Origin of the sequence: Mediterraneibacter agrestimuris (assembly GCF_943193195.1) — a bacterium.
Taxonomy (GTDB): Bacteria; Bacillota; Clostridia; order Lachnospirales; family Lachnospiraceae; genus Schaedlerella; species Schaedlerella agrestimuris.
In genome coordinates this window covers 1-20573 of sequence record NZ_CALPDG010000005.1, presented here as the reverse complement: position 1 = coordinate 20573, position 20573 = coordinate 1, and the positions used below count along the sequence as shown (strand labels likewise).

Sequence of the window (20573 nt, the reverse complement as noted above, 5' to 3'; positions counted from 1 at the left end):
GAAATAGCAATAAAATAATCATAAATACTGGCAAAAAGCCACAAAAACAAGAAACAAAAACCACATGAAACCACATATCATTTACAATAAGAATCAGTTTTTTTATATTTCCGATAGGACATAGGTGTATCTCCTGTTTCATGTTTAAACATATGTGAAAAACTGGAAAGGTTGTTGTACCCGATGTCTAAGGCTATATCACTGATGCTCTTATCAGTATCAGTAAGTAAATGTTTGGCAAATTCCAGTTTTTTCTGAAGCATATATTGGCTGATAGAGACACCGAGTTCATTTTTAAAACGTCTGTCAAGATAGTCGGCATTTAGAAAAACATGATTTGCAACATCTTTTCGTGATAAATTAAGATGAAGATTTTGCTCAATGTATCTGCGCGCCTGCAGAACCATAGCCGTGTACTGATTATTGTGGTCCAGTTCTTTCTCAACCAATGTAAACAGCGAATCTGCCCACAGCAGAAAAGACCGGTTGTTTATAATTGCCTGTTCTCTTGATAAACAGGGAGACTGAGTTGGGGAATGAGTTTGCGCATAGTCTAAAAAATCCTTAGGAGAACATCTTAGATATGCCAATGTGGTAAACAGCCAGTCTTCAATTTCACGACGCAGGTAAATGAGTGCTTGCTGACGCCGGGAGGGTTCCCTGGGGAGTGTAAGTATATGGTTTTCTATGTGTGTAAGAAACTCTTTTTTATGAATTTCTGAGCAGGGAGTATGCAGAAATTCAAAAGAAGGAGCCGCTGTACTGCTTAATCCAGGAGGCACAACGATACAGCTTTTGATGGATTCAGAGGATGTGTTCCTCAGCTTTGATAAAGTATGTACAGTTGAAGAAAGTCCTTCAGAATTATGAAAAAAAGCAGCAATAGAAACCGGAAGAGTGTAGCGCATTTCTTCCAAACGGCACCGGACTAATTCTACAATTATTGAGACTTCCTCCGGAGAAATTATGAAAATACCAAATAATGTATGTACGTAGTCCAAAAAGAAAAAATATTTCGTACAGATATTTGAAAAAGCATGATTAAAAATATCCGGTGATAATTCGCAGGCAGTATCTTGCCTGCCGGGCACACAATCAATACTGACAGGACGGATAAGGACTGTGAGATACATATGATCTTGAAGCGGGATTCCACATCTTTTAGCGGCAGCCAGCATTGTATCGGTATCTGAATAAGTACCATTCGCACACTGTTTCCAGAAAAGCTCCTGATTGCGAAGCGGGTGATTGGAATATAGCTTACTGGTTATATTTTTCAGGGTCAGTTCAAGTTCATTTATATCGACTGGTTTTAAAATGTAATCTTCACAGTTAAGCCTAAGGGCTTCTTGTGCATAATTGAATTGCGGATGGCAGGTAAGAATAATACTTCTGGTAGCCGGATAATGTTCTTTTACCTAGGCAAGAAATTTTAGTCCGTTGACTTTTGGCATTTCAATATCGCAAATGAGGAGATCTATATGGTGCAAATCAAATTCCCGCATAGCTTCTGAAGCGCTGTATGCCAGAAATACATGTTGAACATTCAGCGAAGACCAAGCTACCGATGCGGCTATGTCCTGTATTACAAGAGGTTCATCGTCTACAAGTAAAATATTTATGCTCATGAAAAGTTCCTCCTATGCTAAATTTTTGAATCATAATAATGGGAGTTTCATCGTAATCCTTGCGCCCCCGTATATCGTATTGTCAAATATAATTGAGGCAGTTCCTTTGTAAAAATAGTGAAGACGCTGCTGCAGATTGCGGATACCGATATGGGATCCAGTTAAAGTCTGAGCCACAAAATCCGTATTTAATGTATTTAACGTATCGTTTGAAAATCCGCAGCCATTGTCGTAAATTATAATATTCATATCAGTTCGGGAATCCGCTGTTTCTTCGTGAATGGATAAAGTAAGATGAAGTTCGTTCAAATCTTCGACAGCATATTTGATGGCATTTTCAATAAATGTCAAAATACACATTGGCGGAATTGGCTGATTCATCAGACTTTGATCGATATCACAGTCCAGATGTATTTCTTTAAAACAACGGAGCTGGTATATGTAAATATAATTACGGCATTGTTCCAATTCCTGAGACAGAACGGTGGTTTCTGAATTGGGACGAAAGATGCTACGGAAGTATCCCGTTAAACTTTTGAGGAGTAATTGCAGTTTATCCAAATCTCCGGTTCTTACAAGAAGATAGGCGGAGTTTAATGTATTTAAGAAAAAATGTGGGTTTAGCTGTAAATGTAAGCACTGCAATTCCAATTGGCTTTGGGCAAGTTTTTTCTCGTATACTTCTATTTTCAAATGATTGATCTGATCCATCATTTGATTAAAAGATTTTGCAACCTGGGTCATTTCGGCGCCGCCGAGTTTTTCGGGAAGACGTTCTGTAGTCTCATCGTTTTCTATATGGTGCATATGTTTTACAAGAATTTCCAGGGGCGTGTAAAATTGCTCTTTTAATACACGGCTGGAGAGCGGGATCAGGTAAAGCATCAAAACAGAAAGCAACAGGAATGAACACCATACGATTAAAGAAGGTGTAAAAAAATCTTTCTGATTTATGGTTAAAGAGAGAACATAGTCGCCGAGTGCAGAATTAAGCACAATCCTGTTGTTGTGAAAAGGAAACGACTGATTGGGTTCTGTGGCATCATTCTGGACAGAATCAGAAATTTGAAAGATGCATTCTGTCAAATTATATTTTTTTAATTTTTCAAGGAGTATATCAATCGGGACGCTTGCTCCAAGGTAAGCATTGCCAAAATGGAATGTTTTCAAAAGGTGTTCCTGTCCTGAAATATTCACAAGCACCCACTTTCTTTGGGGATCGGTTATCGTGTCAAAATATCCGGAAAGATATTTTGACATAACGGGGTAAGCGAGGGTAGTTGTATTCGGCATATAGTCCACAGACGGAATCAGGAGCAGATCGTCCCGGTATTCGTGATAAAAAAAGAAATACTGGGCAGCAGGATAAAAACTGACATCCTGCCGCATAGAAAGATAAAAACGAGTTTTGAACAGCTCATATTCTGTATTGATCTGAGACTGGGGATCGTCATAGGCAATCCGTTGAAATTCATAATTTTCAGAAGCTGTTTTTGCCAGATAATGCTCAATGCTGTTGAGTGATTCGTCTGTCTCGGACAAAAAATAGGACGCCATTTGTTCCAATGTCTGACTGGTTTGATGCCGGTAAGTATTTAATGCAAAAGCGCTGGTTGCAATCTGCAGAATAATCAGTGGAAAAATAAAGACGAGAACAAAAACAGTGATCATTTTTTTACTGCTGTAATGGGCAAAATAACTTTCTTTTTGACGGGTAAATGGGGACCGTATATACTGCATAACTGATGCTCTCCTGTTCTTTCGTACTATATGAGTATTATTATACAATAATTAATGTGAAAATACATATTCTAAAAAGTGGTAGTCTATATTTCACAAAAACAGGTCGAGTTTTATGTAGCAGAAAATCATAAATGTCGATAAACTGAGAAACAACAAAAAATGAAAACCAGAGGAAAAGGAGGAAAACAGATGTTTAGAAAACGATTGACAAGAGGGATGACTGCGGTTTTGCTGACAACAGCTATTCTTACAGGATGTGGAGGACAGGGAACACACGAAAAACAGGATGACGGAAAAGAACTGGATAAGATTACATTTGCCTTTTTCTGTAATGTAGTGATTCCTGAGGATATGGACAAGGTTGAAGAAGCGATCAATGAAATTACCCGTGAGAAAATCAATGTAGAGGTGGAATTGCTTCCGATGAGTCTGAGCACCTATGAACAGCAGATTAATCTGATGATTTCAAGCGGGGAGAAACTTGATTTGTTTAATATGTTCGGAACACAATTTGCAGTGGATGTGACACAGAATAAGCTGGCGGCTATGGAACCTGAACTTTTGAAGACTGTTGCAAAAGACACAGTAGAAACCATCGGTGAAGATTACATGAAGTCTGTTACAGTGAACGGAAATGTATACGGATTTCCGGTATTAAAAGATAATGCGCAGGTACGGGGCGTTGTTATGAATAAGAGAATGCTGGAAGAGAATAATCTGCTGGAAGAAGCAGAAAATGTTAAATCGACGGATGGCCTTGCAGCTTTATATGATAAAATGCTCAGTGCTGATCCGGATATGGCAATGGTGTGTGCAGGAGATACGGCATCTTCACTAGTGGATTCTGGATTTATGACGTATGACAGTCTGGGGGATTATCTGGGTGTTCTCATGGACTATGGACAGGGCGATCTGGAGGTTGAGAATTTGTACGAAACAGACTGGTATGAGTCCACAGTAAATTATATTCATGACTGGTATGAAAAAGGATATATTTTAAAAGATAGTTCGGTGAATCCGGACACAGGTGTTCCGATCTATCAATCAGAAGGCGTGTTCTCTATTTTGTGTAATTATCATATTGCCACAGATTCTGTAATTGAGAATATGACCAATGTCCCATCTACAGGTACATGGGTGGCTGAACCACTGGCAACAACGACATCGATAAATGGAGTTGTAATGTCTATTCCTGCAACATGTGAGAATCAAGAGCCGGTTTTAAAATTTTTGAATCTGATGTATACAGATAAAGATGTTGTGAACCTGATCGATTGGGGGATCGAAGGGGAACATTATGTACATGTAGATGGAAAAGAAAATGTAATCACATATCCAGAAGGTGTCACTGGTGATAACAGCGGATATGCTATGAACTGTGGATGGGAATTTGGCAATCAGCTTAATTCCTATGTTTGGGAAAATACTGGCGATGATGACTATTATGAGAGAATGGCAGACTTTAATAATGAGGCAATTAAGTCAAAAGCGATTGGATTCTCTTTTGATTCCAGTAGTGTGAAGACAGAAGTAGCGGCGCTGAATAATGTATTAAATGAATATCGGCTTGGATTGGAAAATGGAGAAATGGATCCGTCAGAGTATTTACCGAAGTTTCAGCAGGCGTTAAAGGAGGCTGGAATTGATAAGGTGATCGAGGAAAAACAGAAGCAGTTAGATGCATGGGCGGCAGAGCAGTAATGCAGATCCGGAAAGTATTGATGAAGTAAAAGTTGGGCACCGTAATGCAAAAGCTTTCGGTGCCCAAATAGTTTCTTGATTATTCATAATAAAATACCTGGAGGAGAGGAACAGATGAGAAAGAAAAGAAAAAGCGTGAAGTGGAAACGGTATCTGCCGTTATATTTCATGGCGCTTCCGGCTTTGGTCTACCTTTTTATTAATAATTATTTACCAATGACCGGTTTGGTTGTAGCATTTAAGAACTTTAATTATAAAGATGGCATTTTTGGAAGTCCATGGTGCGGGTTTGCAAATTTTGAATATTTGTTCAGCACGTCTACATCCTTTATCATTACACGAAACACAATAGTTTATAATGCAGTTTTTATTATTCTGAACACAGTGGCAGGTGTTGCGGCAGCAGTTCTTTTAAATGAAATCAGAAGTAAAAAGGCGGTTACTGTATTTCAGACAACAATGATCATTCCATATTTATTGTCTATGATTATTATCGGGTATTTGGTGTTTGCATTTTTGAGTTCTGAAAATGGATTTATCAATAAGCATGTACTTAACTTTTTGGGGGTTGAATTAATCTCCTGGTATGCGTCTCCAAAGGTGTGGCCATGGCTGTTGATTTTTATCAATACGTTAAAGAACTTTGGCTTTTTGGCATTGATTTATTATTCGACACTGATATCTGTCAGTAATGAGTACTATGAAGCAGCTAAATTAGATGGTGCTAATAAGTGGCAGCAGATTTGGTATATTACGATTCCGTATTTAAAACCAACAATTATTACGATGGTTCTTCTTTCAGTGGGAAGAGTATTTTATTCAGATTTCGGACTTTTTTATCAGGTACCGCAGAATTCGGGAGCGCTTTATAGCGTGACAAATACAATTGATACATATGTATACCGCTCGCTGATTCAGCTTGGGGATGTAGGAATGGCATCTGCGGCGGGCGTCTATCAATCGATTGTAGGATTCTTGCTTGTATTAGCTGCAAATGCAGCAGTGCGTAAAATCAGTCCGGATAATGCGATGTTTTGATGTGAATTGTCCAGAGATATCAGAACGAATGTCTGCAAGGAGGATGGGAAAATGAAAAGAAAGAAAAAACAACATAGGGAGAGCCGTGTGGCAGAGGGTATTGGGTACATCGTATTCATCTTGACTGCACTTGCTGTTTTAATACCAATGCTTTTACTGGTCATTGCGTCTTTTACAGATAATGATATTTTAAATAGAGCCGGGTATTCATTTTTTCCTGAAAAATGGAGCCTGGATGCATATAAATTTTTGTTTACACAATCTACGTCAATCATTCGTTCGATTGGGGTGTCTATTGTTGTTACAACGGTTGGAACTACAATGGGATTGTTTTTTACAATGATGCTTGCATATGCACTGTCACGGGATGAACTTCCCGGCCGTCGGGCGATGATGTTTTTTGTAGTATTCACATTGCTTTTTAATGGCGGAATGGTGCCTACATATTTTATGTATGTCAATTATTTACATGTAAAAAATACAATGTGGGGGCTGTTACTGCCAAATCTGCTGGTAAATGGATTTAATGTTCTCTTGATGCGGACCTATTTCCGCAACAATGTACCGAAGGAATTGCTGGAATCTGCCCGGATTGACGGTGCGGGAGAAGTGAAGTCGTTCTTTCATATCGTGCTTCCGATTTCAACCCCGATTCTTGCAACGATCGGAATGCTCATTGGGGTTAATTATTGGAACGACTGGTATAATGGCATGTTATATGTGACAGATCCGGAGCTTTTTAGCATGCAGAGTTTCCTCAATAAAATTATGATGGATATTCAGTTTTTGTCACAAACAGCAGGAACATCAGACGCAAACTCTATTGTTGCAAATATCCCTTCTGGCTCGGTAAGAATGGCAATGGCATTTATTGCAACAATACCGGTTGTTGTGATTTTCTGCTTCGTGCGGAAATATTTTGCCAAAGGTCTTACAGTAGGTTCAGTTAAGGGATAGAAAAAGTAAGATGATCAGCAGCAGACATTCAATAAAATAAATTGCGGAAGGAATCACAAATATGCAAAAAAAGAAAACTTATCTCGGAATAGATCTGGGAGGAACAAAGTTATTGATAGGAGAGGTAGATGAAGAAGGAAAAGTACTGCGAAGTAAACGATATCCGTCGTTAATTGCATCGGGAGCATCACAGACAGAAGTAATGAAAGATGTAGTGAAGTGTATAGAGGATTATTTGAAGGAGTATATGCTGGTGCCGGGGGAGGATTTTGAAGCTATCGGCATGGGGATGGTGGGACGGGTGGATCCGGAAGAAGGATTGTGGCTGGAAATCCAGAAACCGAGAATGGAAACAGTGAGATCAGCAGAGATTTTAAGTGAACGGTTTCATGTGTCCAGCGGAATCGACAATGATGTGCGGAGCGGAGCAGAGGCTGAAAGAAGGTTTGGAAAAGCAAAGGGATGTGATGATTATATTTATATGAATATCGGAACCGGAATTGGGGCGGCTTTTGTAAATCATGGTCAGATGCTGACAGGCGCACATTATTGCGGAGGGGAAGTAGGACATAATGTAGTAAATATCAATAGTGATGTACAATGTCCATGCGGACGTATGGGGTGTGCAGAAGCACTGGCATCCGGGATGGGACTGCATAACAGGGCAGTCTCCTTAAGACAAGAGTATCCATATACCGCACTGGTATTTCCAGAAGAAGGAAGAATTGACGGAAGAAAGGTGTTTGAACTGGCAGAAAAAGGTGATGCGCTGTGCATCAGACTGGCAGATGATGCTGTCAAAGCAGTGGCAGGATTGTTAGAGAACTTCCTCTGGCTTGCAGACCCGGAGAAAATCATTATGGGAGGTGGATTGATTACAGACGGACGGATTCTTGAAAGGGTGCAGAAACTTATGAGTCCAATGTCTACACGGTTTTTGAAAGACGGAATAGAAATGACAGGGCTGGACAGTGATTTTGTAGGATTAGTCGGAGCGGCAGCCGTTGGCATCCGTACACTGGAGAACAGGAGGGGTAAAGAATGAGAGGAAATTGTCTGGAGAGGTTGGCTATTCAGATGTACACAGTACATGAGCATGCATGGAAGGATTTAGAAAATACATTACATCAAATTCGTGCATTGGGATATCGCAGTATAGAATATTACGGGCATTATTCTCGCTTCAATATAAAAGAAGCTGCACATATGGAAGAGCGAACCGGTGTAAAAATGGTGGGATGGCATACAGAATGGGAAGACCTTCAAGCGGATACATACGAGCAGACTGTTTCCAGTCTGGAGCAGGCAGGCTGTCCGCTGATTGTTGTACCATGTCTTGGAGGAGAGTGGAATGTTGCACATACAAAGCAAGATGAATGTAAAGAAATCTGGCTTAGACATATTGAATGGCTGAATGAAATTGGAATGAAATTAAAAGACAGGGGAATCAGATTGGCATATCATAATCATGATCATGAGTTTTTACTAGAATATGAAGGAAAAAAGGTTTTTGATATGTTATTTGAAAACCTGTCTCCAGATATTATGTTAGAATTTGATACCGGCCGTGCGCTATGCGCAGGAGAAGACTGTAAAAAGATATTGCATCAGTATGGTGACAGGGAGGCGCTGATTCATCTGAAACCATATTCCAAAGACAATGGCTATGACAGCATATTAGGAGATCCGGCGGACGAAAATGATGTAAAGGGGATTCTTCATGCATATCCGGGAGAGTTTCAGTGGATTATGCTGGAAAGTGAGAGCAGGAGATTCGATGAATTAGAAAATGCAAGAATGAATGCGGAAGCAATAAAGAGTATCCTGGCAAATGACTCAGATAAATCTTGAAAAGGGCAGCAAAGAGGTGAAGGTATGAGAATTACAATAGGAAAAAGCGAACAAGAGTTTTTTGAAAGTGTAGCATGGGAAATTGCAATACAGATTATAAGAAAACCGGATTCACTTATCGGTTTAGCGACAGGGAGAACGACAGGACCGATACATAAAGCATTGGAAGAAATTTATAAAGCACATCCATTTGATACTTCTAAAGTAACTTTTTTGGAATGGACGAGATTACGAATGTGAGCCGGGACTATTTTGGAAGTTGTTATTATATGCTTTTGCATGAAGTGATAAAACCGTTGAATGTGCCGTTAGAAAACTATATCATGCCTAAAACTACAACGGACGACTGGAATGCGGAATGCGAGTGGTTTGAACGGATACTGGAAGAGAAAGGACCGGTTGATCTCCAGATTCTGGGAATCGGAGGCAACGGACATATTGGCTTCAATCAGCCGGGGACTGCATTTGGGCAGACAACATGGGTATCAGTTATGGAACCGTGGCTATATGAAAGAATCAGGACTGAGACAAACTCACCGGAAGGTACTGATTTAGGCGGAATAACCCTGGGGATTAAAAATGTGATGCAAAGCAGAAGGATTATTCTGGCGGCAAATGGAAACGCAAAAGCGGAAATTATGGAACGTGCGGTGAAAGGAGAAGTTACAACAGATATACCTGCAAGTATTCTTCAGCTTCACCCGAATTGTGATGTGTATTTGGATCCGGAAGCAGGAGCATTATTTTGTCGATAATTACAACAAATACCAGTGTTTTTTGAATGAAATAAAACATAAAACCACAAAAAATAAAAATAAAACCCACAAAAAAACACAAAAATATAGAAGTTCAGCTTGACAGAATCAGATATGGATAGTATGATTTTTAATATACAAGAGAAGTGTTTTATAAACATTTTTCGGATGAGAAGCGAACGATGTTATTAGAATTAATTTTGCTGCAATTTATTGCAGGAGGATAATATATCTGTCTGATTTTTCTGAAAGAGAGGGACAAACAAGTGGCAAATGAATACAACGAACAGATAAGGATCGTGCAGGAAACTGTAGCAGGTAAGGAGATTACATTTGCTCATGTTATGGGTGGTCCGGCTCCGATCATTTATCAGAAGCTGGGACTGAATCCGCAGCTGGATTATGGCGCGTCTGCCATTGGAATTATGAATATGACCCCACCGGAATCTGCTGTTATAGCTTCTGACATTGCGGTAAAGAGCGGGAATGTTTATCTTGGGTTTGCGGACAGATTTACCGGAACGTTGATCATTACGGGAGAGATTTCAGACGTCATGTCTGCTTTGACAGAGGTTGTAGATTATTTCAGAGATTCTCTTGGATATGTAGTCTGCAACATCACTAAGAGATAGGGAGTGACGCTATGGCTCAGATAACAAAGGAAGAATTGATGGAAAAGCTCTTCCACAATGATTATGATCAGTTGAAGGGACAGCGTCTCCGTATGACACGTGTGCGTGTACCGGGCAAAGAGGTCTGTATGGCGCATGTAATCAGCACTTCAAAAGAGTGTGTCTACCGGAATCTGGCGCTGCACATCGGCGTCCATGAGGGAGAGGACCATACAGGAGAATCTATCGGACTAATCCGCTTTACTCCGTGGGAAGCAGTTGTTGCGGCTGCGGATGTAGCAGTGAAGAGTGCAGACGTAGAGATTGGATTTATGGATCGTTTTTGCGGAACGTTGATCTTGCTCGGTAATCTGACTGCGGTACAGACTGCAGTGGAAGAGGTTGTAAGATTTTTTCGTGAGAAACTGGGATTCCGGACGTGTGAGGTACATAGAAGCTAGGTGTTACTGTTCATAGTCGAAATGCGCATAAACTGCGCATTTATAGGTGAAGTATGAAGAAATTATTTTTGATGGGCAGAAGTGAGGCAGGCAAAACTTCTCTGACACAGGCATTAAAAGGGGAAGAACTTCATTATATAAAAACACAATATACAAATACAGATGATGATACGATAGATTCACCGGGAGAGTATGCGGAGTCTAAGCATTTCAGTGTGGGACTGGCATGCTTTTCTTTTGAAGCAGACGTGGTGGCTATCGTACAGGCGGCAGATGAGCCGTATAATTTGTTCGGACCGGGCGGACGCTCATTTATCTTACGTCCGTATATCGGGATCATTACAAAGGTGGATTCGCCTTATGCGAATGTACCGATGGTTCGTCTGTGGATGGAGAATGCCGGATGTGAACGTATTTTTGAGGTGAATAATGTGACCCGTGAGGGGGTGGATGAACTGCTGGCATATCTGGAAGAGGACTTGCCGAAGCTGTCGATGGAAGAAGCGAAGCTCAAACAGAGTTTTGGACTGAACGACTGGGATCCGCTGCCGGAGAAGTAAAAGTGTCTGAAAAGGTATACCCATCCGGGCATCCCATAATTCATGCCTGCGGCAGACGGACTTCGTCCGATAAAGTATAACGGTGGCAGCAACAGGACAAGTATTACATAGCAGCATGTAGGATAAGAAAAAGGTGTGCTTCATGGAAAACCGTACAGTAAATTGTACAGTGATTCGAGTGAAGCACACCTTTGTTTTTAAATAGTTATAATTTTCGTTGCGATTTTCTCCTGAAATGCAAGATCATGTTCTACAAACAGCATGGTCGGCTGATATTCCAGCAGTAGTTCTTCTATCTGCATTCGTGAAAAAACATCAATAAAGTTTAGTGGTTCATCCCACAAAAATAAATGAGCCGGTTCGCAGAGCGATTTTGCGAGAAGGACTTTCTTTTTTTGACCTTCGCTGTATTCGTCAATCTGTTTTTCAAACTGCACTCTCTCGAATCCTAATTTGCGGAGTACAGAGTAAAAGACGGTTTCATCAAGACCGTTCTGTATGGCAAAATCGGATAATGCACCGTTAAGATGCGAGGTTTCCTGAGAAACATAGGAAATCTGCAGCCCGCTGCCAATGTGAAGTTCGCCGGAGTATGAGGGGGTGTTTTCACCTAAAATCAGCTTTAACAGGCTGGACTTTCCGCAGCCGTTTTTACCGCTTAAGCAAATGCGGTCTCCTTTGTGAATCTCGAAGCTTATATTACTGCATACGGTATGGATATTATTTGATTCCAGATTTTCCATATCCAGGACGCTGCTCTTCTGTAAAGGATCTGTGTGTGTGAAGGTCTGCGCTGTGCTGCTTGCGGAAATATAACCGACAGATATATCCTTTAGGGACACAAGCATGTGGGAATGGTACTTCATCTGGTTCAATTTTAAATCATCCATTGTCTCAACATTTTTTAACAGCTTTTCTTTTTCTTGTATTGCCTGTGCCTGACGGGACTGTATGGATTTTGCCCGTTTCATCATCTTTGCTGCCTGATGGCCGATGTGACCACGGTCTGGGCGGAGTCCGGCGACCCGTGTACCTGTTTTGGTGCTTTCAATTTTATCCGACCAACGGATGCTCTGACGGGCAGACACCTCCAGCCTCCGGATATCCTGTTTCAAATGTTCGTTGCGTGCAAGCTCCATTTTATCCAGAGCTTCTTTGTCAGTGTACCAGGAAGAGAAGTTTCCCTTACACACTTCAATGTCTGCCCGATTGATAGAGAGCACATGGTCAATACAGCGATCCAGAAAAACACGGTCATGGGAGACAAGGATAAATCCCTTTTTGGAACTCAGATATTGTGCAACCCGCTCTCTGGCTGACGCGTCCAGATGATTGGTCGGCTCGTCAATCAGAAGAAACGCGTTTTCCTTCAAAAATAATGCTGCCAGCAGTACTTTTGTCCGTTCTCCGTTGCTGAGTGTGGAAAACGGTCTATAAAGAATCTCCGGATCAGTATCCAAAAGATTCAGTTCCCGGAAAATCTGCCACATTTCTATGTCTGGTAAAATATCTTCCACAATAGAAAGTGTCATAGTATCGGGATTATCTACGCTATAAGGGAAATATTCAAAATCAACACTGGCATTGATGTTCCCACTGTAATCATAGCGTCCGAGCAGCAAATTGAGAAACGTGGTCTTTCCTCGGCCATTACGTCCGATGAAGCCCAGTTTCCAGTCGGTGTCAATCTGAAACGAGACATTCTCAAAAATATTATCATAGCTGCTGTCGTAAGCAAAGGTAAGGTTGGATACATTTATCATGGACATATAAGATACCTCCTATTTTATATAATAATGTCAAGGGCAAAGGTGATCTGCTCCCTTATAATGCTTTTTAAAGCAGAATAAAGAATGTGCGAAGCACATTCTTGCGCCTGCGGCGGTCGCTTGCGACATCTTCATTGTACGCCGCAGTGCACATCCTGCGGAGCGTTTTATTGTATAGGAAACAAGATGTTTCCTATACAATAAAAATAAGCCGCAGAAAAGACTTCTTTTCTCAGCGGCTCATATACATTTCCGATGGCGGTATCCTACAGTACGAACGGAGTTACTGTTCATTCAGGTCTGTGCATTTACTGCGCTGACCGTAAGAAAACATATAGCTGTAGGCAAAAATCCATCGCCAGGTATGTTATACTATGAGTGAAAAATAAAAGAACTCTCCTGCGAATGCATAACAAAAACGGTTTTTGTTATGCGGTTATGAGTATTAGCAGGATGCATTCTTCATCTTTTCATCTCCAATCTTTTTAAAACTGAGTTCATCATAGCAAAAGAAAAAGGATGCGTCAAGAGAAATGTTACAATATCTTGAGAAAGGAAGAAAAATGATAAGATGGATTTTTATAAACGGATGAAAATTGTATGTGAACAGATTCCTGAGGGAAATGTGGTATCTTACGGTCAGATTGCGCTGCTCTGTGGAAAACCGAAGAATGCAAGACAGGTTGGTTATGCGCTACGGAAGGGCAGGGCGGGGAGTGAAATTCCGTCATATAGGGTTGTGAATGGCGGTGGGTATCTGAGCGGCGCGCAGGCATTTGCGGCACCGGACTTGCAGCGGCGCATGCTGGAACGGGAGGGGGTAGAAGTTGTATGGACGGAGCATGGGTGGAAGGTTGATATGAAGTTATATGGATGGCAGAACTCTATGGAAGAGGCGGAGGCGCTTTATCATATGTTTGAAGCAAAAGGAATTTGAAATGATAGAGTGCGATATAGTCAATATTACAGTTTTAGACTTGATTCTGCTAGAACTTTTGATATGACAGAGAATATAATAATAGAAATAGTAAACTGAATATGGACAGGATACGGGAAGAAGTTGTTACAGTAATGTGACAGCTTTTTTAATATCTGCTGTGTGTCATAGTTTCTATTATTTTCCATTGTCGTTTTCTACAAAAACCAATATACTAAAAACTGTTTAGTAAATGTGTTAAATTGTGCATAATGTCGAAAAATAGTTTCGTTATTTGGATATATTGCAACATAATTAACAAGATGGTAAGATTCATTCAACAAAAACAGTTTACTAAAATCTTTTAGAGGATAAACGGAAAGGAGGATAAATGAACATACGTGATATTGCAAAACTTGCCGGAGTATCTCCATCTACTGTGTCTAAGGTTATGAATGGCAAGGATAGAGATATCAGTGAAGAGACAAAGAAAAAAGTATTGCAGGTAATTGAAGAGGAAAATTATGTTCCTTATTTCCGGTTTCTTGAAAAAGATGGAATCAAAAGTCGTTTGATTGGTTTGATCGTAAAAAGAAAAAACAGGGAGAGAGAAAATATTGTTCTTGCAGCAGAACAGTCTGCGAAAGAAAAAGGATATGGGATTGTGATCGGATATGTAGATTCGGAAGATGAAATTGAAGATCTTGCAGAAGAAATGGCGAAAAAGAAAGTGTCAGGACTTCTGGTTGATTCCACAAAGCGGATTAATGGAGGAAGACTTGGGAACGCTATCGTCTATATAAACGAGACAAAGGAGTTTGAGGAGAAAGAAAAAACAGTCGTATATTATAGGATGTCTGAGGCTTCAAAACTGGCGACAGAACAACTGCTGAATGCAGGGCATCAGAAAATCGCATGTATCTTCTGTGAAGGAGATAAAAGCATTTTGAACGGTTACAGACTGGCGATGCAGAGTGCGGGACAAAAAGAACAGCCGGTTTGGATTTATGAAGGGAAGTCAAACGGAGAAATAGAAAAATATGGAATCCAGCAGGTTCTAAGTGAAAATGTAACGGCGGTTGTCTGTGGAACACCCGAAATAGCCTGCTGTGTCTGCAAGGTGATCGAGAGGAGCAGGACGGCAATTCCGAATGAGCTTTCGCTGATTTCTGTCGGTGATGATAAAATACTTTCTCTTATCGGATGTGGAATTACAGCAATCAGGCTTCCGAGTGAAAAGATGATGGCGGCAGCAGTAGAATATCTGACAGAAATGATTCAGGACGAGAAGCAGATCGAGGTTGCAAGAAGGCTACAGTCTACGGTTTCTGAACGGGAAAGTATTATGGAACCGGCACAGGGAAAACAGGGTGAACCAATTGTTATTGTCGGCAGTATGAACATGGATGTGACAATTGAAGGAGCAAGAATTCCGGTGGCGGGAGAAACACAGCGTGCAAACAGAGTGTATATATACGCCGGGGGCAAGGGAGCCAATCAGGCAGTCGGCGTTGGGAAACTGGGCGGACAGGTCTATATGATCGGATGCCTGGGAAATGATATGGAGGGCAAGCAGATTTATGCGGGGCTTCTTGAAAATCAAGTACGTATGGACGGGGTGTTGTTTGACAGTGCTTTTCCAACCGGCAAGGCATATATTAATGTTGACGAACAGGGAGAAAGCTCCATTGTTATTTATCCGGGGGCTAATAAAAAACTGAATATCAATCAGATCCGCCGCTGCAAATATTTATTTGAAAAGGCAAAATATTGTCTGTTGTCATTAGAAATACCGGAGGTTGTTGTAGAATATACGTTAAAATTCTGCAGACAGAATCATACCGAAGTGATTTTGAAACCGTCTCCATCGGACGAGATCAAGGAAGAGCTGCTATCCGAGATAACGTATCTGGTGCCCAATGAAAAAGAACTGCATACGCTTGTGCCGGGGGACAAAGGTCTGGAAGAAAAGGCAGAAATTCTTAGAAGAAAAGGTATTAAAAATGTGATAGTCACTTTGGGAAGTAAGGGGTGCTATTTGAGAAATGATGAGTTTTCCATTTATTTTGAGGGAACCGGATTTGAGCCGGTGGATACAACCGGAGGCGCCGATGCATTTATCAGTGCTATGACGGTATATTTAAGCGAAGGAAAGGATTTGCTTCATGCAATTGAATTTGCAATCTACGCTTCAGGAATCAGTGTTACCAGATATGGCGTGCAGCCCGCATTGCCTGATCGGAAAGCAGTTGATATTTATGAGGACGAGATACATTCAAAGTATGATGAGAAAAGGAAGGAGTGGAAATGATGCTGGATGAAGAGTTGAAAAAAGAGTGGCTGGAATCTGTAGGAGTGGAAATTGATCCTAATTACATTGAAAATAATATCCGTCTGTTAAAAAGACTGCGGAAACCAATGGGGAAAATAGATGTTGTACTTGATACAGATACTTACAATGAAATTGATGATCAGTATGCACTTGCATATATGGTGAAATCAGATGAAAAGCTAAATGTAAAAGCAATTTACGCAGCGCCGTTTACAAATGCAAAATCGGCAAGTGCAAAGGATGGAATGGAAAAAAGCTATACCGAGATCAGGAAGATACTTAGTCTGATGAAAAGGGAAGACTTGTATTCCTGTATTTATAAGGGATCAGAAGAATATCTCCCCGATGAACATACACCTGTTATTTCTGAGGCGGCGAGAGATTTGGCAAAACGGGCAATGCAGTATTCAGAAGAGAATCCGCTTTATGTAGTTGCAATTGCGGCAATTACAAATATTGCTTCTGCGATTCTTTTAAATCCAGAGATCGTGAACCGTATGGTACTTGTCTGGCTGGGAGGAAATGCGCTGGATTGGCCGAACAACCATGAATATAATCTATATCAGGATATTGCGGGAGCAAGAATTGTGTTTGGAAGAAATTTGCCTCTGGTGCAGCTTCCGTGTATGGGGGTTGTGTCAGCATTTACGGTGAGTGGTCCTGAACTGGAGAAATATCTTCGGAATCAGAACCCATTGTGTGATTATCTTGTGGATTTTACCGAGCAAGAGGCGATTGCCTGCGGAGGCGGAGAAACCTGGAGCAGACCGATTTGGGATGTGACAGCAGTTGGCTGGCTGCTAGACGGCGAGTTGATGTATGACCGTATAGAACATGCTCCTGTGCCAGAGTATGATGACAGATATTCTTATACAAAGGACGGACATTTCTATAAATATGTATATCATATTAACAGGGATAACCTGTTAGCAGATATGGTAACAAAATTAACAAAAAGATGAGAGTGAGAAAAGGAGAAACGACATGAAGAAAATGGACAAACTTGCAGTATTTTTAATTCCTATCGGAGTAGCGGTAAACTTTATCGGCGCACAGATCGCAATGCTTTTGAAACTGCCGGTGTATTTAGATGCAATCGGAACGATCGTAGTCGGAGCGCTATGCGGAGGTCTGCCGGGTGCGATCGTCGGAGTGATTTCAAATACAATTAATTCTATTACATATCCGACTTATATCTGGTATGGGGTTATCAGTGCAATTTATGGTGTGCTTGCAGCGTATCTTTCCAAGAAAAAAGTATTCTGCACTTTCTGGAAGGCAATTCTTGCATCCATTATTTTTGCAACAATCGGCGGTATTTTAAATTCCTGTATTACATGGATTCTCTTCGGTTTCGATTTTGCGACAGATACAACAGCGCTTTTTGCTCTTCCGCTCCATACTGTAGTCGGACTGCCGAAATTCGCAGCTGAAATGATTGCGGCGATCTTTATGGATATTGCAGATAAATTCTTATCTGTACTTGCAGTATTCTTTATTTTGAAGAGCATGCCGAACCGCTTCCTTGTAAAATTGAAATTAGGTGAGAACTATATCAAATAAAGGGGAGAGAAAATTGGAGAATAATTTTATCAATAGCTTTCGTGAATATCAGAAGTTTGATAATGGGTTTATAGCTTTAAACCCATTATCAAAATTAAATATGTTGTTTGTACTTGGATTTTCAGCAATGCTGATCAATTCGTGGAGATATGGATTTTTGCTTTGTATCCTCTTCATCGTTCTTGCTTTTGCAGCAAAAAGAGGGATGAGTTTTATGAAGCCGTTCAGTCTTATTGTACTGATTTTTGGGTTTTTCACACTGGTCATCCGACAGTTTTCCGTGGAAGGGCATACAGTTCTTTTTAAACTTTTCGGTGTGATACCAATCAAAGAAGAAGGGTTGATCATTGGTTTGAATACAGCCTCTTACTTGTTGGCTTTTTCCGGTGCTATTATACTTTTTTTTGTAACAACAGAAATGAGAGACCTGATGTATTCTTTGGAAAAGAAAGGAGTATCTCATGAGGTGTCTTATATTGTGCTGGCATCCTTTCAAACGATCATCGACTTAAAGAAAAATACAAATATGATCATGGAATCTCAAAAAGCCAGAGGAATCGAAACAGAGGGCAATGTGGTAAATAGAATCAAAGCTTTTTTTCCAATATTAGGACCTCTTGTGCTTGGCGCGATTTCAAGTACAGAAGAAAAATCTATTGCCATGGATGCAAGAGCATTTTCCGTAAAATGTAATCATACTTTTTTGAGAGAATTACGTCCGGTACCTGTTTATGAAAAAATCATGGTGATTGCAGTTGATCTGTTTTTTATATTTACAGTGGCTTACAAAATATATCAGATATTCGGATAAAGGAGACATATCATGGTAGTTGCAAAATTAAAAGATATTAATTATAAATACCCTTTGGCGGAAGGATATGCATTAAAGGATGTGAATTTTGAATTTGAAGCAGGAAAATTCTATGGTCTTATCGGAGAAAATGGCGGCGGAAAAACAACCCTGTGTAATCTGATCCGCGGGCTGATCCCTCATTTCTACAATGGAGAACTTACAGGCGAGGCGGTCGTTTTTGATACAGATATTAAAGAACACAATGCAGAGGAACTGGCAGTCAGGATCGGTTATGTTTTTCAGAATCCGTTTAACCAGATGAGCGGAATTAAAAGCACAGTCTTTGAAGAGATTGCCATGGGGCTTGAGAATCTTGGCATAGAAAAAGAAGAAATTATAGAAAGAGTATCGGGAGTATGTGAGCTTCTTGGAATTGAAGAACTTATGACAAAAAATCCCAATGAATTATCCGGCGGCCAAAGACAGAGGGTTGCGTTTGCAGCGATTATTGTAATGGATAATGATATGCTTGTAATTGATGAGCCGACAAGCCAGTTGGATCCCCACGGAACAGAAATGGTATTTGAGATTATCAGAAAATTGAAGGATTCAGGAAAAACCATTGTACTGGTGGAACATAAAATTGATCTGATCGCGGAATATTGCGATGAAGTTCTCGTAATGGATAAGGGACATATTGTCTGTTCAGGAAAGACACAGGATATTTTGTCCAGAAAAGAGCTTCTTGATTATGATGCCCAGATTCCTCAGGTCGCAATCTGGGGACATGAAATGGCAGAAGCGGGGAAACCGCTGTCCTATATACCGATTACAGTAGAACAGGCAGTAGAGCTTGCAAGGGAAAGAGGTGTCAGATAATGGCGATAGAGTTAAGAGATGTTTCATTTGCATATCCAAACGGATATGTGGCAAATGAAAATTTGAATCTGAATATTTCTGACGGAGAACTTTTGGCTGTTGTAGGTCAGAATGGTGCGGGAAAGACAACGGCAGTCAAATTAATGAATGGCTTGAATAAACCGACAAATGGGGAAGTTCTTGTTGACGGCGTAAGTACAAAAGAAAAAAGCTGCGCTGAAATTTCAAAGAAGGTCGGGTATGTATTTCAAAATCCTGATGACCAGATATTTAACAGTACTGCGCTTGCAGAAATTCAGTATATGCCAAAATATTTTAAACTTCCAGAAGAAGAAATCAAAAGAAGAGTGGACAAGGCAGTTGAACTTACCGGAATTGCTCCATATTTGCAGATGAATCCTCTGGATATTCCCTATGCGATCCGAAAATTTGTGGCGATCGCAGCGATTATTGCAACAGAACCGAAATATCTGATCCTTGATGAGCCAACGGCGGGACAGGATAAACGTGGGAATGAGATTTTAGAAAGAATTATTACGGAATTGCAGAAAGAAGGCGTAAGTATTATAGCCATCACACATGATATGGATTTTGTGGCAAGAAACTTTCCAAGAATTGTGGCTATGGCACATAAAAATATTATTGCTGATGCTTCTGCAAAAGAAATTTTCTGGAATAAAAATGTTGTTGAAGAAGCCAGAATCAAGATGCCGCAGATTGCGCAGGCAGCGTATAATCTGAATTTAGGCGGAAATATATTGTTTCGGGAAGAATTAACGGAAGCAGTAAGATAGCAATTTGGTAAATAGTCAAGAGTTATTTTAAAAAGATTTTCAGGGAAAAGGGTAACCTTAATAAACCTACGGTCTGAAAAGAACGTAAGTTTGATATACGCTATGGATTACCTACTCTTTTCCGGAGAGTAGAGTTGGCCCTTGTCCAGCAGACCAAAGAGCAGACGTATAAATTTACGGGAAGTCAACGCGAGTGCTCGTTTATGCTGATGTGTTCTGGTT

General features: G+C 40.5%; 21 protein-coding genes. 17 read left to right on the top strand and 4 right to left on the bottom strand.

Annotated features, from left to right (window positions below):
• Positions 1-77 precede the first annotated feature (77 nt).
• The 3 genes from NFS18_RS04255 to NFS18_RS04245 form a co-directional block, all read right to left on the bottom strand.
• A complete protein-coding gene (locus tag NFS18_RS04255) occupies positions 78-1178 on the bottom strand; it encodes a helix-turn-helix domain-containing protein (protein WP_251388290.1) in 1101 nt (366 codons plus the stop codon).
• A 240-nt stretch (positions 1179-1418) separates the two neighbouring features.
• On the bottom strand, positions 1419-1628 hold the full coding sequence (locus NFS18_RS04250) for a response regulator (RefSeq protein WP_251388288.1): 210 nt from the start codon (positions 1626-1628) through the stop codon (positions 1419-1421).
• A 30-nt stretch (positions 1629-1658) separates the two neighbouring features.
• Positions 1659-3368, bottom strand: a complete 1710-nt coding sequence (locus tag NFS18_RS04245; protein WP_251388286.1) for a sensor histidine kinase — start codon at positions 3366-3368, stop codon at positions 1659-1661.
• 192 nt (positions 3369-3560) lie between these two features.
• On the opposite strand from NFS18_RS04245, the gene NFS18_RS04240 reads away from it, so the two are divergent.
• The 10 genes from NFS18_RS04240 to NFS18_RS04195 all read left to right on the top strand — a co-directional run bounded on the left by NFS18_RS04240 (position 3561) and on the right by NFS18_RS04195 (position 11305).
• Entirely contained in the window at positions 3561-5072 is a 1512-nt protein-coding gene (locus NFS18_RS04240; protein ID WP_251388284.1) for an ABC transporter substrate-binding protein, read from the top strand.
• A 114-nt stretch (positions 5073-5186) separates the two neighbouring features.
• Positions 5187-6110 (top strand): ABC transporter permease, encoded by a 924-nt coding sequence (locus tag NFS18_RS04235; protein WP_251388282.1) that lies wholly within the window; start codon positions 5187-5189, stop codon positions 6108-6110.
• A gap of 51 nt (positions 6111-6161) precedes the next feature.
• Positions 6162-7067 carry a carbohydrate ABC transporter permease gene (locus tag NFS18_RS04230; RefSeq protein WP_251388280.1) on the top strand — a complete coding sequence of 302 codons (906 nt, stop codon included), beginning with the start codon at positions 6162-6164 and terminating at the stop codon, positions 7065-7067.
• Between the two features lie 61 nt (positions 7068-7128).
• Positions 7129-8112: an ROK family protein gene (locus tag NFS18_RS04225; protein ID WP_251388278.1), complete on the top strand. Its 984-nt coding sequence runs from the start codon at positions 7129-7131 to the stop codon at positions 8110-8112.
• A complete protein-coding gene (locus NFS18_RS04220; RefSeq protein ID WP_251388276.1) occupies positions 8109-8918 on the top strand; it encodes a sugar phosphate isomerase/epimerase family protein in 810 nt (269 codons plus the stop codon). The genes NFS18_RS04225 and NFS18_RS04220 overlap by 4 nt, the downstream gene beginning before the upstream one ends.
• A gap of 24 nt (positions 8919-8942) precedes the next feature.
• Positions 8943-9158, top strand: coding sequence for a sugar phosphate isomerase family (locus tag NFS18_RS04215; RefSeq protein WP_251388274.1), 216 nt, complete (start codon positions 8943-8945; stop codon positions 9156-9158).
• Positions 9137-9673, top strand: a complete 537-nt coding sequence (locus NFS18_RS04210) for a 6-phosphogluconolactonase (RefSeq protein WP_251388272.1) — start codon at positions 9137-9139, stop codon at positions 9671-9673. The genes NFS18_RS04215 and NFS18_RS04210 overlap by 22 nt, the downstream gene beginning before the upstream one ends.
• 266 nt (positions 9674-9939) lie before the next feature.
• Complete coding sequence (locus NFS18_RS04205; RefSeq protein ID WP_251388270.1) at positions 9940-10305, top strand: BMC domain-containing protein; 366 nt, start codon at positions 9940-9942, stop codon at positions 10303-10305.
• An 11-nt stretch (positions 10306-10316) separates the two neighbouring features.
• A complete protein-coding gene (locus NFS18_RS04200) occupies positions 10317-10745 on the top strand; it encodes a BMC domain-containing protein (protein WP_251388268.1) in 429 nt (142 codons plus the stop codon).
• A gap of 53 nt (positions 10746-10798) precedes the next feature.
• The gene (locus NFS18_RS04195; protein WP_251388266.1) at positions 10799-11305 is read left to right on the top strand and encodes a EutP/PduV family microcompartment system protein; all 507 of its coding nucleotides are present in this window, start codon (positions 10799-10801) and stop codon (positions 11303-11305) included.
• 197 nt (positions 11306-11502) lie between these two features.
• Here NFS18_RS04195 and NFS18_RS04190 read toward each other — a convergent pair whose 3' ends face one another.
• Positions 11503-13074, bottom strand: a complete 1572-nt coding sequence (locus tag NFS18_RS04190; protein WP_251388264.1) for an ATP-binding cassette domain-containing protein — start codon at positions 13072-13074, stop codon at positions 11503-11505.
• A gap of 571 nt (positions 13075-13645) precedes the next feature.
• Between NFS18_RS04190 and NFS18_RS04185 the strand changes: the two genes are divergently transcribed.
• From NFS18_RS04185 to NFS18_RS04155, 7 genes are all read left to right on the top strand, one after another.
• On the top strand, positions 13646-14011 hold the full coding sequence (locus NFS18_RS04185) for an MGMT family protein (RefSeq protein WP_251388262.1): 366 nt from the start codon (positions 13646-13648) through the stop codon (positions 14009-14011).
• Between the two features lie 370 nt (positions 14012-14381).
• Positions 14382-16301 carry a PfkB family carbohydrate kinase gene (locus tag NFS18_RS04180; protein WP_251388260.1) on the top strand — a complete coding sequence of 640 codons (1920 nt, stop codon included), beginning with the start codon at positions 14382-14384 and terminating at the stop codon, positions 16299-16301.
• A complete protein-coding gene (locus tag NFS18_RS04175; RefSeq protein WP_251388258.1) occupies positions 16298-17284 on the top strand; it encodes a nucleoside hydrolase in 987 nt (328 codons plus the stop codon). Before NFS18_RS04180 ends, NFS18_RS04175 begins: the two co-directional genes overlap by 4 nt.
• A gap of 22 nt (positions 17285-17306) precedes the next feature.
• On the top strand, positions 17307-17885 hold the full coding sequence (locus NFS18_RS04170) for a hypothetical protein (RefSeq protein WP_251388255.1): 579 nt from the start codon (positions 17307-17309) through the stop codon (positions 17883-17885).
• A gap of 13 nt (positions 17886-17898) precedes the next feature.
• Positions 17899-18696: an energy-coupling factor transporter transmembrane component T family protein gene (locus NFS18_RS04165; protein ID WP_251388253.1), complete on the top strand. Its 798-nt coding sequence runs from the start codon at positions 17899-17901 to the stop codon at positions 18694-18696.
• 12 nt (positions 18697-18708) lie between these two features.
• Positions 18709-19557, top strand: coding sequence for an energy-coupling factor ABC transporter ATP-binding protein (locus tag NFS18_RS04160; protein ID WP_251388251.1), 849 nt, complete (start codon positions 18709-18711; stop codon positions 19555-19557).
• A complete protein-coding gene (locus tag NFS18_RS04155) occupies positions 19557-20351 on the top strand; it encodes an energy-coupling factor ABC transporter ATP-binding protein (RefSeq protein ID WP_251388249.1) in 795 nt (264 codons plus the stop codon). The genes NFS18_RS04160 and NFS18_RS04155 overlap by 1 nt, the downstream gene beginning before the upstream one ends.
• Positions 20352-20573: the final 222 nt, after the last annotated feature.